Below are 16285 nucleotides of genomic sequence, written 5' to 3' on the forward strand. Positions count from 1 at the left end.
TTGGAATCATCCACAGAGAGTCTGCCCGCAAGACTATCTCGCCAGCCTGGAGTTTCGCCATGTGCGTGTTACTGCCGACGGCCGCACTCTTGTCTTTCGCCGGCGGCGCCGGACTGCCCGAACCGGCCCCGGCGCAAGCCTGGATCGACCTCGAGCCCCCCAGGACCGCCACCTGCTGGCTGATGAGCAACACACCCTGCTAGAGCGGCGGGCTGCCAGCGCAATTGATCGGCGCTATGCTGAGGGCCTTTCGCTTATTCGGCCTCCGTCATGCGCCCACTTCTGTTGATCCTTGCCCTTGCCACCCTCAGTGCCTGCAGCACACCCCTGCCCAGTGTCGATCCGCAACAGGCCTGGATCGACCTGGCCACGCCGACGCCGGGGGGCAAGCTGGTCATGGCCGAACGCCTGGACAACCAGCGCCTGCGGGACGGGCGTTTCTTCCAGGTCAGCCCCGGCAGCCACGAGCTGATGGTGCGTTTCGACTTCGAGGTATTCGGTGGCGGCATGGGGATGACCACCGATCCCCAGGAGCGACTGTGCTACCTGAGCCTGCGCTACGACCATTTTGAGGCCGGCCAGCGCTATCGCCTGGAGGCGCGCAACCTGGCCTTCACTCCCAGCGCCCGGCTGTACAACGCCAAGCGCGAGATCGTCGCCGAGGAGCGCCTGATCAACTGCGTGCCGTGAGCCGGCTCAGCGATCGTTCTTCTGATAGATGATCTTCTTCGTGCCGTTCTCACAGCTGCCGACCACCATGTTGTTGTCGTGGACCTCGTCGTTGGTGACGATTTCCAGCGTGTAGGAGGCAACGCCCTGGGCCTGGATCTTGGCTTCGATCTCAGCCTTGAGTTCCTCGCAGGGCTTGGGGGCGGCGAAGGCCGATGTGGCCAGCGCACAGCAAACAACCGCCAAGGCAAAACGTTTCATGATCTCAAGCTCCCTTGCTACGGCGCGCACGAGCGTGCGCTGAAGCCGCAGTCGCGTATTCGACCACAGGTTCTTGTCCGCCGCACAGACGCATTCACCGGCATGCCGGCTCCTAGCAACCGAAGCAGGAGCTGGCTTGCCGACGCAACGCTCAACCCAGCAGCGTCGCTTCCAGGCTGATCTTGGCATTGAGCACCTTGGACACCGGACACCCTTCCTTGGCCTTGTTGCTCAGTTCCGTGAACTGCTGCTGGCTGGCGCCGGGGATCTTCGCCTTGAGGATCAGGTGCACCGCCGTGATGGCGAAGCCGCCGTCCACCTGATCCAGGGTCACTTCCGCCTGGGTATCGATGCTGTCCGCCTTGAGCCCGGCATCACCGAGAATCATCGAAAACGCCATGGAGAAGCAGCCCGCATGGGCCGCACCGATCAACTCTTCCGGATTGGTGCCCTTGCCACCTTCAAAACGTGCCTTGAAGCCATAGGGCGCCTCACGCAACACCCCGGTTTCGGTCGAGATCGAGCCGATGCCGGTTTTCAGATCACCTTCCCAATGAGCCGAAGCCTTCTTTTTGATACTCATCTCTTTCTCCTCAAGAACCGGGTGCGAAGGGTCGCACCGCACTTGTTTCTGTTGCCTAAGGGTTCTGAGGATAGATCCGGCGGCAAAGTTCAGCCGGTGTGCGCGACGTCTATTTACCCGACAAATTCACTCTGACTATTGAAACTCGGGTATATGCCCACATTGCATGAGTCTGACATACAAATTTCGGCAGGTTTTGGCTCATGACAAAGGCCTGCACCCCTATGGAGAAGCAGGCCTATGAAACCGCTGTCCGCTGTTAAATTCTCGACCCTCGATCTGGTGCCCGTGCGTGAAGACGGCAGCCCGGCGCAATCCCTGCGCAATTCCCTGGACCTGGCCCAACACGTGGAAAAGTTCGGCTACACCCGCTTCTGGGTCGCCGAACACCACAACATGGATGGCATCGCCAGTTCCGCCACTTCGGTGTTGCTGGGTTATCTGGCCGGTGGGACATCGAGCATTCGCGTCGGCTCCGGCGGGGTCATGCTGCCCAACCACGCACCGCTGGTGATCGCCGAACAGTTCGGCACCCTGGAAAGCCTGTACCCGGGACGCATTGACCTGGGCCTGGGCCGCGCCCCGGGTTCCGACCAGATGACCGCCCGCGCCCTGCGCCGGGAACGCTCCGGCAGCGCCGACGATTTCCCCGAGGACGTGGCGGAACTGATGGCCTACCTCGGCCCGCGTACTCCGGAGCAACGGGTGATCGCAGTACCGGGCACCGGCACCAACGTACCGGTGTGGCTGCTGGGCTCCAGCCTGTTCAGTGCGCAATTGGCCGGGGAACGGGGTTTGCCTTACGCCTTCGCCTCGCATTTCGCACCGCGCTACATGCATGAGGCGATTCGCGTCTATCGCAATCACTTCAAGCCTTCCGCGGTGCTCGACAAACCTTACGTGATGCTGGGCGTGCCTCTGGTAGCAGCGGATACCGATGAACACGCGGATTACCTGGCCACCTCGGTGTACCAGCGGATTCTCGCCCTGATGCGCGGCCAGAGTCTGGTCCAGCGCAAGCCGGTCAACAGCATGGACGGCCTGTGGCTGCCCCATGAGAAGGAGGCGGTGTCGAGTTTCCTGGGGTTGGCGATGATCGGCAGCCCGGCGAAGATCCGCGCCAAGCTGGAGGTGCTGATCGAGCAGACCGGCGCCGACGAACTGATCTTTACCTGCGACCTGTACGAACACGCCGATCGCCTGCACTCCTATGAGTTGCTGGCCCAGGTGATGAAGGGCTAAGGCTGCTTTCGGGCACAAAAAAGCCGACGCTGATGCGTCGGCTTTTCAATGGGCGTCTACAAAGGCTCAACCGCGCTTGTAGACAATCTCCTTGGTGCCGGCTTCGCAGGAGCCAACCACTTTGCCGTCAGCCGCCGCGCCTTTGTCGACCACTTCCAGCGAATAGTGGGTGGCGCCTTTGGCATCGATCTTCGCGGCGATCTCGCTTTTCAGCTCTTCGCACGGCTTGCCGGCGGCAAGGGCAGTTCCCGCAAGACTCAACAAAGCAGCAGCTAATACTAGTTTTTTCATCGGTCACATTCCCTGGTCGGATCAAAAGAGGCGGCGTTGCAGCCAGCCTGACAGAGGCTCAAGACAGTTGTAGCGCTTTGCCACTTCCTATGGCACTCGGCCAGCGCACAAGTTCCAGAGCCTAGCCCAAGCTTTCAACTATTGGCAATCCGGAAGCCTACCTTGAGGGTGACCTGGAAATGCGCCGCTTTACCGTCCTTGATATGACCCCGGGTTTCGGTCACTTCGAACCACTCCAGGTGCTTGATGCTCTTGTGCGCCTCGGCCAGCGCGTTGTTGATTGCCTCTTCGATGCTGTTCGGCGACGAACCCACCAGTTCGACTTTCTTGTAGGTGTGATGATCGGTCATGGCGCTCTCCTTTTTTGCTGTGAAATACAGCCTAGCAGTGATTTTTCTTATTACTTGGGGCGCCAGTGCCAAGGGGTAAGTTCAGATTTTCTGCACTTTCCCAACAGGCCGCAGTCGGAACCTACACAGCCTATTCATCACCCCGCAGGAGAGCCGACATGGCCAACACCTCGTTACGCAAAGCCTCACTGGAAAGTATGGAAGCCGAGATCGAAAGCCTGCTCAAATCCCTGGAAAGCCTCAAGGACGATGCGACTGACGAATCGCGCAAGACCCTCAAGGCCCTCAAGAGCAACGCCGAGAATGCGCTCAAGCATTCCCGCAGCCTGATCAGCGATGCCTATGAAGAAGTCAAAGTCAAAACCCGCGAAACCGGGATCGCCACTCGCGACTACGCCCAGGAACACCCCTGGACCACCGCGGGCGTGGCGGTAGGCGCCATTGGTCTGCTGGCCGCCTACCTGCTGTGCAAGCGCGGTAACTAGAGCGCCTGGCGCAGTTCGTTTTTCAACCACTGCGCCAATTGCCGGGCGCGCCCATCGGCGGCGCGCTTGGGTAACCACAGCGCCAGTTGCCCCGGGGTGTCGGAAAACCCCCACGGGGCAACCAGCCTGCCCGCCAGCAAGTCCTCGGCCACCAGCGGCTCAGGAGCGATTGCCACGCCCAGCCCGGCCACGGCCGCTTCCAGCAAGTAATACAAATGCTCGAAACCCTGCCCGTACTTCAGCGCCTCGGCGCTGATGCCGTTGTGCCGTGCCCAACTGGGCCAGGCCTGGGGACGCGAGGTGGTGTGCAGCAGCGATTCTGCCGCCAGGGCCGCCGCTGGCGCTTCGCGCAAATGCGAGTAACCGGCATAGCGCGGGCTGAGCACCGGCCCGATTCGCTCGCTGGCCAGCTCATAGACCTGCATGTCCGCCGGCCAGGGGGGCTCGGCAAACACCAGCAAGGCATCCAGCCCCGGGCGCCGGGGGTCCAGATCGCCTTCACCGGCAGAAAGGTGCAGGCGCAGGTCCGGCAAGTCGGCATTCAGGCGCCCCAGGCGCGGAATCAGCCAACGCGCCAGCAGGCTGCCGGAGCAGCCGAGCACGAAGGGCGCAGCGGCACTGCCCCGGGTCAGTTCGCCACAGACGTCCCGCAGGCGCTCGAAGGCCTCGCTGCTGGCATCGCGCAGGCGAACCCCGGCATCTGTGAGTTTAATGCCACGGCCATCCTTGACGAAAAGACTCAGGCCCAGGTGTTCTTCCAGCACCTTCAACTGCCGGCTGACTGCGCCGTGGGTCACGTGCAGTTGTTCGGCAGCCTGGCTGACGCTGTTGAGCCGGGCAGTGGCTTCGAAGGCCCGCAGGGCGTTCAGGGGGGGCAGGTCGCGGCTCATGGGATAGGTGAGTTTTCCTGACAGGTTGCGGCGATCTTATCGGTTTTCAGGCTCCAGTGTCAGGGGTAGAGTGGACTCCATTGTCCTTCCACGAATCTGTCATTCCACACACTTCCCCGGGAGCGCTCCAATGACCCAGTCCCAATTGCGTAATGGTCCTGACGACAACGGCCTGTTTGGCGCGTTCGGCGGCCGTTATGTGGCAGAAACCCTGATGCCGCTGATCCTCGACCTGGCCCGTGAATACGAAAAGGCCAAGGAAGATCCCGAGTTTCTCAAGGAGCTGGCCTACTTCCAGCGCGACTACGTCGGCCGTCCCAGCCCGCTGTACTTCGCCGAACGCCTGACCGAACACTGCGGCGGCGCGAAGATCTACCTCAAACGCGAAGAGCTGAACCACACCGGCGCGCACAAGATCAACAACTGCATCGGCCAGATCCTCCTGGCCCGGCGCATGGGCAAGAAACGCATCATCGCCGAGACCGGCGCCGGCATGCACGGCGTAGCCACCGCCACCGTGGCCGCGCGTTTTGGCCTGGATTGCGTCATCTACATGGGCACCACCGACATCGAGCGCCAACAGGCCAACGTGTTCCGCATGAAGCTGCTGGGCGCCGAAGTGATCCCGGTCGTCGCCGGCACCGGCACCCTGAAAGACGCGATGAACGAAGCCCTGCGTGACTGGGTAACCAACGTCGACAGCACCTTCTACCTGATCGGCACCGTGGCCGGCCCGCACCCGTACCCGGCCATGGTCCGCGACTTCCAGGCCGTGATCGGCAAGGAAACCCGCGAGCAGATGCAAGCCCAGGAAGGCCGCCTGCCGGACAGCCTGGTGGCGTGCATCGGCGGCGGCTCCAACGCCATGGGCCTGTTCCACCCGTTCCTCGACGACAAAAGCGTGCAGATCATTGGCGTTGAAGCCGCCGGCTACGGCATCGAGACCGGCAAGCACGCCGCCAGCCTGAACGGCGGCGTACCGGGCGTGCTGCACGGCAACCGCACCTTCCTGCTGCAGGACGACGACGGCCAGATCATCGACGCCCACTCGATTTCCGCCGGCCTCGACTACCCCGGCATCGGCCCGGAACACGCCTGGTTGCACGACATCGGCCGCGTCGAATACACCTCGGTGACCGACGACGAAGCCCTGGCCGCGTTCCACCAGTGCTGTCGCCTGGAAGGCATCATCCCGGCCCTGGAAAGCGCCCACGCCCTGGCCGAAGTCTTCAAGCGCGCACCGACCCTGCCCAAGGATCACCTGATGGTGGTCAACCTCTCGGGCCGCGGCGACAAAGACATGCAAACCGTCATGCACCACATGCAACAGTCCCAGCAGGAGAAACACTGATGAGCCGCCTGCACACCCGCTTTGCCAAGCTCAAGGAACAGAACCGCGCCGCCCTGGTGACCTTCGTCACCGCCGGCGACCCGAACTACGACACTTCCCTGGCGATCCTCAAGGGCCTGCCCGCAGCGGGTGCCGACGTGATCGAACTGGGCATGCCCTTCACCGATCCGATGGCCGACGGCCCGGCGATCCAGCTGGCCAACATCCGCGCCCTGGGGGCCAAGCAAAACCTGGCGAAAACCCTGCAGATGGTCCGCGAGTTCCGCGAAGGCAACCACGAAACGCCGCTGGTGCTGATGGGCTACTACAACCCGATCCACCATTACGGCGTGGCGCGCTTCATTGCCGACGCCAAGGCATCTGGTGTGGATGGCCTGATCGTGGTGGACATGCCGCCGGAACATAACAGCGAGCTGTGCGACCCGGCCCAGGCCGCCGGCATCGACTTCATCCGCCTGACCACCCCAACCACCGACGACGCGCGCCTGCCCAAGGTGCTCGACGGCAGTTCAGGCTTTGTCTACTACGTTTCGGTAGCCGGGGTGACCGGTGCCGGCGCCGCCACCCTGGAACATGTGGAAGAGGCCGTGACCCGCCTGCGGCGCCACACCGACCTGCCCATCAGCATCGGTTTCGGCATCCGCACCCCGGAGCAGGCCGCCGCCATCGCCCGTCTGGCAGACGGCGTGGTCGTGGGCTCGGCACTGATCGACCACATCGCCAACGCCGAGTCTTCCGAGCAAGCGGTGGATGGCGTCCTGAGCCTGTGCGCAGCCCTTTCCGAAGGCGTACGCAAGGCTCGGGTCAGCTGAAGGTAAAGACCAGACCGCAAGATCAGGGGGGCGCAACCAAAGGTTGCGCCCCCCTTTTGCATGGTGTGCACGAGCAACCACCGGCTCCTTAGAACCCCGTCAGATCCAGCGGCCGCATGGCCCCCATCCAGATCGCATGATCGGTGTGATCGAGCAAATCGTCCCCGGTATCCGGGTGCAGGAACACCACCAGCCCCCGGCGATTGAGGGCTAGCCACGGCACTACCTGGGCAAACACCTCAGGGGCGAACGCCAACTGGCAACTCCAGTCCGGATGGGGCCCCACCGGCCGCTCGTGGACCCGACCCATTTTCAGGTCAAACAGCTGCGCGGCCTGCTCGCACAAGGCTCGCGCCTGGTCGATGGTACTGGCGTCGAAGTAGACGTGGGCGTGATAGCCCTTGATCCGTTGCATGCAAACCCTCGCGATAAAAGACCAAGCCTCAAGGCTCGTCACAGAGGCTGAGCAGCCTCTGTGGAAAAAACACCGGCCCCATGAAAACACCGAAAGCCGAGCAGCTCAAAGCGGTTGCGCCAGCGCGCCTGCCACCTCCAGCAACTGCTGGCGCAACCAGAGATGGGCCGGGTCTGCCGTGTTGCGTCCATGCCAGATCGCCAACAGCGACGACGCTTCAACCGCCAGTGGCAGCGCCCGCTGACACAGGCCAAAGCGCTGTTCGAAAGCCCGGGCCAGCGGCCCCGGCACAATCGCCACCAGCCGCGACTGTTCCAGCAACTGCGGCAGCACCAGGGCATGGGGCAGGGTGACCTTGTACTGGGGACTGCGGCCAATCGCCGCCAGCGCCTGCTCCAGGCGCTGGCGATCGAACATCTCCGACTGCCGGGCAATACCGCGCTCAAGAATGTAGCCGTTGACCGCGCCTTCCTCCTGCCCGCCTACCGACAGTGTGATCAATGGCTGGTCCGCCAGGGCCTCAAGGGTCAACTCGGGCAGGTCGAGCAAGGGATGCTCGGGACACATCAGCAACACATCCTGCTGCTGCCAGAGACGGGCGCTGTGCACTCGCTGCGGCAGCTCGGCAAACACCCCCACGGCCAGGTCGATGCGCCCGACGTCGATCTGCTCGGCCAGATCCAGGCGGGTCGCCGGGCGCACCACCAGGTCCACCCCCGGAGCTTCCTGGGCCAGGCGCCGCAATAGCGGTGCCAGCAGCACCGAACTCAGATAGTCATTGGCGGCAAGGGTGAAGGTCCGCGTTGCGCTGGCGGGGTCGAACGCCTCCACGCCCACGGTGCGCTGAATGGTCAGCAGTGCTTCGCGCAGCGGGCCGGCAATGGCTTCGGCACGGGCCGACGGCTGCATGCCCTTGGCGGTGCGAATAAACAACTCGTCCTGCAGGGACTCACGCAACCGGGTCAAGGCATGGCTGACCGCCGACTGGCTCAGATGCAGGCGCTTGCTGGCCAGCAGGATGCTGCGGTCCTCATAGACGGCATCGAAAACCCGTAGCAGGTTGAGGTCGATACGCGGGACGCGGGGCACTTCATCACGGAGCATATTGCATATCCTGCAGGAGGCTATTGCGGATTGTTCCCTTGCCCCAAGGGGCGGGCGCGGGCAACTTTAGCGCATCCGACAAGCGAGCAGATGGCACTGAAAATCAAACCGTGCGATCACGGCCACGGCTTGCCCGAAGTTCAGTGAACGCAACTGACCTGAGTGTTTTTCGACCCCTTTAAACCTCGTCCTCAGTTGCGATCAAGACCGTGCTCAAGTTCAGGGAACCAAGATGCCCGCAAGCCCCGACCTCAATGACATTCGCGCCCACGATTGGGTCGCCACCCGGCTGCCCCGCTCCTGGCAGGCCTACGCCCGCCTGATGCGCCTGGACCGGCCCATCGGCACCTGGCTGACCCTGCTGCCGGCGCTGGCCGCGCTGATCCTCTGCGCCGGACGTATTCCGCAGGTCGGCACCGTGCTGGTGTTCGCCCTCGGCGCCCTACTGATGCGCAGTGCCGGCTGCTGCATCAACGACATCCTCGACCGACGCTTCGACGCCCAGGTCAACCGCACCCGCCAGCGGCCCCTGGCCAAGGGCTCACTGAGCCTGAATCAGGCCCTGGCTTGCCTGGTCGTACTCTTGCTGCTGGCGGCCGCATTACTGCCCTTGCTGCAACCACTGACGGTGCTGCTGGCCCTGGGCTGCGTGCCGCTGACCCTGGTCTACCCGCTGTTCAAACGCTTCACCCACTGGCCCCAGGCGTTTCTCGGCGCGGTGTTCAACTGGGGCGTGCTCATGGCCAGCGTGGAAACCACCGGCAGCCTGCAACCCAGTGCGCTGGCGCTGTGGCTGGGCTGCCTGTTCTGGCAGTTGGGCTACGACACGCTCTATGCCTACAGCGACCGTGAGGACGACCTGAACATGGGCCTGCGCTCCACCGCGACGCTGTTCGCCGAACGGGGCAAGACCTGGATCGCCGGGTTCTACGCCATGACCCTGCTGTGCTGGTGCGGCGCGGGCCTGCTGGCCGGTGCCAACCCGGGCTTTTTCATCGTGCTGCTGCCGATCGCCTTGTCCCTGGCCTACCAGCTCAGCCTGTTCAGTCCGGACCACCCGGAGCCCTGCAACGACCTGTTTCGCAGCAACTTCCACGTCGGCGTGCTGCTACTGGCCGGCGCCTCGGTGGCCATCGTTTAACCGCTGAACACTCAGCAATCGGCAACATTCCCAACCACACAAGGACTTGTCATATGCCTGCCCGCTCAATCGCATCACCACTCTCGGCACCGGAACAATGGGCCGCTCTGTTCCTGCGCCTGGCCCTGGGCGCCATGTACATCGCCCATGCGCTGTTCAAAGTCCTGGTCCTGGGTTGGCCGGGCACCCTCAAGCTGTTCGGCGCCACCGGCATGCCCGAGTGGCTGACCTACCCGGCGGTGTGCGCCGAGCTGGTGGGGGGCTTGTTGCTGATACTCGGGGTCGGCGTGCGCTGGATCGCCCTGGGGCTGCTGCCGATGCTGCTGGGGGCGATTGTCTTCGTCCACGGCGCCCACGGCTGGATCTACACCAGCCCGGGCGGCGGCTGGGAATACCTGGCCTTCCTGGCGGTGGTGTCGGTGTCGCTGGTGTGCCTGGGCAACGGCGCACTGTCCCTGTTGAGCCTGTTCAAGGCGCCGCCTACAGGGCAATGGACGGCAACGACAGCCCCTTGAGAGATTGAGCGCTGCCGGCTTGCTCGGCCATCAGCCAGTCGACGAAGCGCTGGATCAACGGACCACGGCGCTTGCGTGGCGGCAGCACCACGTAGTAGCCGTAGGCGGACAGCGCACTCTGGGCGATCGGCCGGCACAACAGCCCCTGCGCCAGCAAATCGTCCACCAGATGACGCCAGCCGATGGCCACGCCCTGGCCGCCGATGGCCGCCTGGATCAGCAAGGTGTAGTTGTCGAAACGCAATTGCCCCGGGGGCGGGGCGCCAGCCAGGCCCAGTTCGCGGAACACCCCGCTCCAGTCGAACCAGTGGCTGGCGTTTTCACCCCGCAGGTGCAGCAGCGGCATCTCCAGCAGGGCATGGGCGGGCAGGGGAGCCAGACGCTCCTTGAGCAGCAGCGGGCTGCACACCGGAAATACTTCCTCGCTGAACAGCCAGCGACTTTCGCCATGCTTGAAACGCCCGTCGCCGAACAGCACCGCCACGTCGATATCGCTGCGCAGCATGCTGTGGCTGCGTTCACTGGTCACCAGGCTGACGTCCACCTGGGGATTGGCCTCATGAAAGCGATGCAGGCGCGGCATCAGCCAATAGGCGGCGAAGGCGAAGTCCGTGGCCACCTGCAGCACCTCGTGCTGATGCTGTTGGCTCAGGGCACTGAGGCCAGCATCGATGCTCTGCAAGCCAATCTGCACCTGTTCCAGTAACAAGGCGCCGGATTCGGTCAGTTCGATACCGCGGTAGATCCGGTCGAACAGGCGCACGTTCAACCGCTCCTCCAACCGTTTGATCTGCTGGCTGATGGCCGGCTGGGTGGTCCCCAGTTCCACCGCCGCGGCGGTGAAGCTGCGCAAACGGGCCGCTGCTTCAAACACCCGGAGCAGGTCCAGGGACAGGTCGCCAAGGGCTTCATACATAAGCTGTGCTTATCCTAGTCATTGCCGTGCATGGGCTTTACCGCCAAAGACATGGAATCCATGCTCGATCGCAGCACTTTCGCATAACCATCGACTATGGAATGCCGCGAATCCATGAAGCGCAAGAACATTCTTTTCATCATGGCCGACCAGATGGCCGCGCCCTTGCTGCCGTTCTACGGTTCATCGCCGATCAAGCTGCCGCACCTGAGCCGCCTGGCCGCCCGGGGCGTGGTATTCGATGCTGCCTACTGCAACAGCCCACTGTGCGCGCCGTCGCGCTTTACCCTGGTCAGCGGGCAGTTGCCGAGCAGAATCGGCGCCTACGACAACGCTGCGGACTTTCCCGCCGACGTGCCCACCTACGCCCACTACCTGCGGCGCCTGGGCTACCGCACCGCGCTGTCGGGCAAGATGCACTTCTGCGGCCCGGATCAGTTGCACGGCTATGAAGAGCGCCTGACCACCGATATCTACCCCGCCGACTACGGCTGGGCGGTGAACTGGGATGAACCCGAAGTGCGTCCCAGCTGGTACCACAACATGTCCTCGGTGCTGCAGGCTGGGCCCTGCGTGCGCACCAACCAGCTGGATTTCGATGAAGAGGTGGTGTTCAAGGCCCAGCAGTACCTGTTCGACCATGTCCGCGAAGCCGCCGACCAGCCGTTCTGCCTGACGGTGTCCATGACCCACCCCCACGATCCCTACACCATTCCCAAGGCCTTCTGGGACCTGTACCGCGACGACGAAATCCCACTGCCCCAGACCCCGCCGCAGAGCGAACTGGACCCGCATTCCCAGCGCCTGCTCAAGGTCTACGACCTGTGGGACAAGCCGCTGCCTGTGGATAAGATCCGCGATGCGCGACGGGCCTACTTCGGCGCCTGCAGCTACATCGACAGCAACGTCGGCAAGCTGCTGCAGACCCTGGAAGACACCGGGTTGGCGGACGACACCCTGATCGTGTTTTCCGGCGACCACGGCGACATGCTCGGCGAGCGCGGCCTCTGGTACAAAATGCACTGGTTCGAAATGGCCGCCCGGGTGCCGCTGTTGATCTGCGCGCCGGGGCAGTTCGCCGCCGGGCGAGTCAGCGCGGCAGTCTCCACCGCCGACCTGCTGCCGACCCTGGTGGAACTGGCCGGCGGCCGGGTGGAAGCGGACCTGCCCCTGGACGGCCGCTCCCTGGTCCCCCACCTGCTGGGGCAGGGCGGCCACGATGAGGTCTTCGGCGAATACATGGCCGAAGGCACCATCAGCCCGCTGATGATGATTCGTCGGGGCGCCTACAAATTCATCTACAGCGAAGACGACCCCTGCCTACTCTTCGATGTAGCCAACGACCCTCAGGAACACCGCGACCTCAGCCAGTCGGCCGAGCATCGAGCGCTGTTCGACGCCTTCCTCGCCGAAGCCCGGGCCAAGTGGGACATCCCCACCCTTCACCAACAGGTCCTGGCCAGCCAGCGCCGTCGCCGCCTGGTGGCCGACGCCCTGGGCCGGGGCACACGCAAGAGCTGGGATCACCAGCCACTGGTAGACGCCAGTGCGCAATACATGCGCAACCACATCGACCTCGACGATCTGGAGCGCAAGGCGCGTTACCCACAACCCTGCCAACACCAATAATCCAAGGGGAAGAGCATGCAAAAGTTATCCACAGCGCTGGCCGTCGGGTTCCTGGCTCTGGGCAGCACAACCGCCTGGGCCGACTCGTGCGCAACCGTGAAGATGGCCGATCCGGGCTGGAGCGACATCGCCGCCACCAACGCCATCGCCAGCTTTCTACTGGACGGCATGGGCTACAAGGCCAAGATCGACACCCTGGCGGTGCCGATCACCTACGGCGGCCTCAAGGACGGCCAGGTGGATGTGTTCCTGGGCAACTGGATGCCGGCGCAACAGGGCTTCTACGACAAGTTCGTGGCCAATGGCGAGGTGATCCAGCTGGCGAAGAACCTGGAAGGCACCGAGTTCACCCTGGCAGTTCCAGACTACGTGTGGGACGCCGGGGTGCACGACTTTGCCGACCTGAGCAAGTTCGCCGACAAGTTTGACCAGAAGATCTACGGCATCGGCTCCGGTGCCCCGGCCAACCTGTCGCTGCAGGAAATCATCAAGAACAACGAGTTCAGCCTCGGCCAGTGGAAGCTGATCGAGTCCAGCGAGCAGGCGATGCTCGCCGAAGTGTCCCGGGCCACGAAAAAACAGCGCTTCGTGACCTTCCTCGGCTGGACCCCGCACCCGATGAACGTGCAGCTGAACATGCATTACCTGACCGGGGGCGAGAAGTACTTTGGCGCCAGCGGCAGCGTCTACACCCTGACGCGCAAAGGTTATGCACAGGCCTGCCCGAACGTCGGCAAGCTCCTGACCAATCTGCGGTTCACCCAGGACATGGAGAACGCCATCATGGCCGAGGTGGTGAACAAGAAGGTCAGCAACGCCGACGCCGCCAAGGCCTGGATCAAGGCCAACCCGGCGGTGCTGGAGCAATGGCTGGAAGGGGTCCGGACCCTTGATGACAAAGAGGCCCTGGCGGCGGTGAAGGCCAAGTTGTAGCCCGAGGTGCGCCGGCCATTTGCCGGCAAGCCGGCTCCTGGGGGATCAGGGGCCGGCCTCGGCACATGCCCAAGACCGGACAATGCTTTACCCTGGCCCCCCCTGAATCTACCCACCCGTGAGGAACCATGGCCTGGCCCAACCGCCATTCACTCCTGCCTTTCCTCGGCTGGCTGCCACAGCAGACCCGGGCCAGCGTTGGCCGGGATCTGCTGGTGGGCCTGAGCGGCGCGATCCTCGCCCTGCCGCAATCGATCGCCTATGCGCTGATCGCCGGCCTGCCGCCGGAGTACGGCCTGTACGCGGCCATAGTCCCGGTGCTGATCGCCTGCCTCTGGGGTTCGTCCTGGCACCTGATCTGCGGGCCCACGGCAGCGATCTCCATTGTTCTGTATGCCAGCGTCAGCCCTCTGGCCGTGCCGGCATCCGAGGACTACATCACCCTGATCCTGCTGCTGACCCTGCTGGCCGGGGTCTTTCAGTGGCTGCTGGGGCTGCTGCGCTTCGGCGCCCTGGTGAACTTCGTCTCGCATTCGGTGGTGCTGGGTTTCACCCTCGGTGCCGCGGTGGTGATCGCCCTGGGGCAATTGCCCAACCTCCTGGGCCTGGACCTGCCGAACCAGGCCACCGCCCTCAATAGCCTGAGCTTGCTGCTGGAACACCTGGACGCTGTGGACAAGCCTTCGCTGTTGCTGGGGCTGGGCACCCTGATCGTCGGCCTCGGCCTGAAGCTGCTGGCGCCGCGCTGGCCCAGCCTGTTGCTCAGCCTGGTCCTCAGTGCACTGGTGGTCTGGCTGCTGCCGGGGGTGTTCGGGCACGTCAAATTGGTCAGCGCCTTCGTGGGCCGGCTACCGCCCTTGAGCCCGTTGCCACTGGACCTGGATCTGGTCCTGCGGCTGCTGCCCAGTGCCGTGGCGGTGGGGATGCTGGGGCTGGTCACCAGCCTGTCGATTGCCCGCTCACTGTCGGCACGTTCGGAACAACTGCTCGACGCCAACCAGGAAGTCCGCGCCCAGGGCTTGTCGAACATGGTGGGGGCGTTTTTCTCCGGCTACCTGTCCTCCGGCTCCTTCACCCGCTCGGGCTTGAGTTATGAAGCCGGTGCCCGCTCGCCCCTGGCCGGGGTGTTCTCGGCGCTGTGGGTGGCACTGTTCGCGGTGGCCGGCGCCGGGCTGATCGCCCATATCCCGATTCCGGCCATGGCCGGGAGCATTCTGCTGATCTGCTGGGGCCTGGTGGATCATCGGGGCATCCGCGCGCTGTTCCGGGTCAGCCGCGCCGAATTTGTGGTGATGAGCCTGACCTGCATCGCCACCTTGCTCCTGGAGTTGCAGACGGCGATCTATGCCGGGGTCCTGGCGTCGCTGTTCTTCTACCTCAAGCGCACCTCCCAGCCACGGGTGCAGCACTCCAGCGAGGGCGATGCAGACATCCTGCGGGTGGGTGGCTCGATCTTCTTTGGCGCCAGTCATTACCTGCAAGTGCGCATGCAACGCTGCCACGCACCGAAACTGGTGATCGACGCCCGGCAGATCAACTTCATCGACTATTCAGGGGTGGCGATGCTGCACCAGGAGGCGCGCCGGCTGAAACGCCAGGACCGCAGCCTGACCCTGCGCCGGGCACGGCAGACGGTGAAAGAGGAATTGATCAAGCTCGAAGGACCGGAGCACTGCCCGATCCGCTTCGAAGACTGACCCCAAGGTTTGAGGGAGACACCACCTGTGGCGGGCGAGCTTGTTCGCGCTGGCTTGCGCAGCAAGCCCAAGGCCGGCTTCCCGGTTTTGCCTGTCGCTGCGCGATAGCCGGTTTACGACCGCTGCGCGCCCGAGCGGGAGCAAGCTCCCTCGCCACACATAATCTTCAGGGGTTTACAGGGCCAACTGGCGGCGCAGTTCGGCCAGCACCGGGGCGCTGTCCGGGCGCACGCCGCGCCACAGGTAGAAGGCTTCCGCCGCCTGTTCGGCCAGCATGCCCAAACCATCCAGCACCAGCGCCGCGCCATGTTCACTGGCCCAACGGCAGAACGGCGTCGGCTCCTTGGCGTACATCATGTCGTAGCACACCGTTTTGCCCGGCTCGATCAGGCTGCTGGCAATCGGTGGCAGTTCACCCGACAGGCTGGCGGAAGTGGCATTGATGATCAGGTCCACCGACTCCTGCAGCCAATCGAAACCACTGGCCGACACCGGCCCCAGGTCGGCGAACAGTTCGGCCAGCAACTCGGCTTTTTCCACGGTGCGATTGGCGATCACCACCGACGCCGGCCGCTGCGCCAACAGGGGTTCCAAGGCTCCACGCACGGCGCCCCCGGCGCCCAAAAGGAGGATGCGCTTGCCCTTGAGGCTGACCCCGGCGTTGACCGTCAGGTCACGCACCAGTCCGGCGCCGTCGGTGTTGTCTCCCAGCAGAGTGCCGTCCGCTTGCTTGCTCAGGGTGTTCACCGCACCGGCCCGCTGGGCGCGCTCGGTCAGGCTGTCGCACAGGCGATAGGCGTCTTCCTTGAACGGCACGGTGACGTTGGCACCGCGGCCCTGGGCGAAGAAATCGCGGGCGGCACCGGCGAAATCGTCCAGAGGCGCCAGCAGGGTGTTGTATTCCAGTTGCTGGCCGGTCTGCTGGGCGAACAGCCGATGGATCAAGGGTGATTTGCTGTGGCCGATCGGATTACCAAAGACAACGTACTGATCCATCTCTC

At 63.9% G+C, this 16285-nt stretch carries 19 protein-coding genes; 10 read left to right on the forward strand and 9 right to left on the reverse strand.

Features of this window, described 5'->3' with window-relative positions; translation table 11 throughout:
• Positions 1 to 270 precede the first annotated feature (270 nt).
• The gene (locus J5M73_RS00365; RefSeq protein WP_102862464.1) at positions 271 to 690 is read left to right on the forward strand and encodes a hypothetical protein; all 420 of its coding nucleotides are present in this window, start codon (positions 271 to 273) and stop codon (positions 688 to 690) included.
• Positions 691 to 696: 6 nt separating this feature from the next.
• Here J5M73_RS00365 and J5M73_RS00370 read toward each other — a convergent pair whose 3' ends face one another.
• Both J5M73_RS00370 and J5M73_RS00375 read right to left on the reverse strand, forming a co-directional pair.
• On the reverse strand, positions 697 to 930 hold the full coding sequence (locus J5M73_RS00370) for a DUF1161 domain-containing protein (protein ID WP_102862463.1): 234 nt from the start codon (positions 928 to 930) through the stop codon (positions 697 to 699).
• Between the two features lie 151 nt (positions 931 to 1081).
• Complete coding sequence (locus tag J5M73_RS00375; protein ID WP_102862462.1) at positions 1082 to 1513, reverse strand: OsmC family protein; 432 nt, start codon at positions 1511 to 1513, stop codon at positions 1082 to 1084.
• Between the two features lie 240 nt (positions 1514 to 1753).
• Here J5M73_RS00375 and J5M73_RS00380 point away from each other — a divergent pair, with 240 nt between their 5' ends.
• The gene (locus J5M73_RS00380) at positions 1754 to 2755 is read left to right on the forward strand and encodes an LLM class flavin-dependent oxidoreductase (protein ID WP_102862461.1); all 1002 of its coding nucleotides are present in this window, start codon (positions 1754 to 1756) and stop codon (positions 2753 to 2755) included.
• Positions 2756 to 2821: 66 nt separating this feature from the next.
• Here the strand turns inward: J5M73_RS00380 and J5M73_RS00385 are convergent, their stop codons facing one another.
• Together J5M73_RS00385 and J5M73_RS00390 are read right to left on the reverse strand one after the other, a co-directional pair.
• Positions 2822 to 3046, reverse strand: a complete 225-nt coding sequence (locus tag J5M73_RS00385) for a DUF1161 domain-containing protein (protein ID WP_102862460.1) — start codon at positions 3044 to 3046, stop codon at positions 2822 to 2824.
• A 134-nt stretch (positions 3047 to 3180) separates the two neighbouring features.
• Positions 3181 to 3396, reverse strand: coding sequence for a dodecin (locus J5M73_RS00390; RefSeq protein WP_016965134.1), 216 nt, complete (start codon positions 3394 to 3396; stop codon positions 3181 to 3183).
• A 158-nt stretch (positions 3397 to 3554) separates the two neighbouring features.
• Between J5M73_RS00390 and J5M73_RS00395 the strand changes: the two genes are divergently transcribed.
• Entirely contained in the window at positions 3555 to 3881 is a 327-nt protein-coding gene (locus tag J5M73_RS00395; RefSeq protein WP_102862459.1) for a DUF883 family protein, read from the forward strand.
• Here J5M73_RS00395 and J5M73_RS00400 read toward each other — a convergent pair.
• Positions 3878 to 4771, reverse strand: a complete 894-nt coding sequence (locus J5M73_RS00400) for a LysR family transcriptional regulator (RefSeq protein ID WP_102862458.1) — start codon at positions 4769 to 4771, stop codon at positions 3878 to 3880. The two genes, J5M73_RS00395 and J5M73_RS00400, sit on opposite strands and share 4 nt — an antisense overlap.
• A 130-nt stretch (positions 4772 to 4901) precedes the next feature.
• Between J5M73_RS00400 and trpB the strand changes: the two genes are divergently transcribed.
• A complete protein-coding gene (trpB, locus tag J5M73_RS00405; protein ID WP_102862457.1) occupies positions 4902 to 6122 on the forward strand; it encodes a tryptophan synthase subunit beta in 1221 nt (406 codons plus the stop codon).
• Positions 6122 to 6934 (forward strand): tryptophan synthase subunit alpha, encoded by an 813-nt coding sequence (trpA, locus tag J5M73_RS00410; RefSeq protein WP_102862456.1) that lies wholly within the window; start codon positions 6122 to 6124, stop codon positions 6932 to 6934. Before trpB ends, trpA begins: the two co-directional genes overlap by 1 nt.
• An 88-nt stretch (positions 6935 to 7022) precedes the next feature.
• Here the strand turns inward: trpA and J5M73_RS00415 are convergent, their stop codons facing one another.
• Together J5M73_RS00415 and J5M73_RS00420 are read right to left on the reverse strand one after the other, a co-directional pair.
• Positions 7023 to 7349, reverse strand: coding sequence for a DOPA 4,5-dioxygenase family protein (locus tag J5M73_RS00415; RefSeq protein ID WP_102862455.1), 327 nt, complete (start codon positions 7347 to 7349; stop codon positions 7023 to 7025).
• Between the two features lie 105 nt (positions 7350 to 7454).
• Positions 7455 to 8453 (reverse strand): LysR family transcriptional regulator, encoded by a 999-nt coding sequence (locus tag J5M73_RS00420; RefSeq protein WP_102881422.1) that lies wholly within the window; start codon positions 8451 to 8453, stop codon positions 7455 to 7457.
• Positions 8454 to 8685: 232 nt separating this feature from the next.
• Here J5M73_RS00420 and ubiA point away from each other — a divergent pair, with 232 nt between their 5' ends.
• Positions 8686 to 9594, forward strand: coding sequence for a 4-hydroxybenzoate octaprenyltransferase (gene ubiA / locus J5M73_RS00425; RefSeq protein ID WP_102862453.1), 909 nt, complete (start codon positions 8686 to 8688; stop codon positions 9592 to 9594).
• A 53-nt stretch (positions 9595 to 9647) separates the two neighbouring features.
• Complete coding sequence (locus J5M73_RS00430) at positions 9648 to 10109, forward strand: DoxX family protein (RefSeq protein WP_102862452.1); 462 nt, start codon at positions 9648 to 9650, stop codon at positions 10107 to 10109.
• Here J5M73_RS00430 and J5M73_RS00435 read toward each other — a convergent pair.
• Positions 10075 to 11025, reverse strand: a complete 951-nt coding sequence (locus J5M73_RS00435; protein WP_115581296.1) for a LysR family transcriptional regulator — start codon at positions 11023 to 11025, stop codon at positions 10075 to 10077. The two genes, J5M73_RS00430 and J5M73_RS00435, sit on opposite strands and share 35 nt — an antisense overlap.
• Positions 11026 to 11139: 114 nt before the next feature.
• Here J5M73_RS00435 and betC point away from each other — a divergent pair, with 114 nt between their 5' ends.
• The 3 genes from betC (at position 11140) to J5M73_RS00450 (ending at position 15284) form a co-directional block, all read left to right on the forward strand.
• Positions 11140 to 12654: a choline-sulfatase gene (gene betC, locus J5M73_RS00440; RefSeq protein WP_207814918.1), complete on the forward strand. Its 1515-nt coding sequence runs from the start codon at positions 11140 to 11142 to the stop codon at positions 12652 to 12654.
• Between the two features lie 15 nt (positions 12655 to 12669).
• The gene (gene choX, locus J5M73_RS00445; RefSeq protein WP_207166825.1) at positions 12670 to 13587 is read left to right on the forward strand and encodes a choline ABC transporter substrate-binding protein; all 918 of its coding nucleotides are present in this window, start codon (positions 12670 to 12672) and stop codon (positions 13585 to 13587) included.
• A 128-nt stretch (positions 13588 to 13715) separates the two neighbouring features.
• Positions 13716 to 15284: a SulP family inorganic anion transporter gene (locus J5M73_RS00450; RefSeq protein WP_207166824.1), complete on the forward strand. Its 1569-nt coding sequence runs from the start codon at positions 13716 to 13718 to the stop codon at positions 15282 to 15284.
• A 174-nt stretch (positions 15285 to 15458) separates the two neighbouring features.
• On the opposite strand, the gene aroE is transcribed toward J5M73_RS00450, so the two are convergent.
• Complete coding sequence (aroE, locus tag J5M73_RS00455) at positions 15459 to 16280, reverse strand: shikimate dehydrogenase (protein ID WP_115581293.1); 822 nt, start codon at positions 16278 to 16280, stop codon at positions 15459 to 15461.
• Positions 16281 to 16285: the final 5 nt, after the last annotated feature.

The sequence above is a fragment of the Pseudomonas sp. 50_B genome (assembly GCF_017491625.1).
In the GTDB taxonomy this organism is placed as follows: Bacteria; Pseudomonadota; Gammaproteobacteria; order Pseudomonadales; family Pseudomonadaceae; genus Aquipseudomonas; species Aquipseudomonas danubii.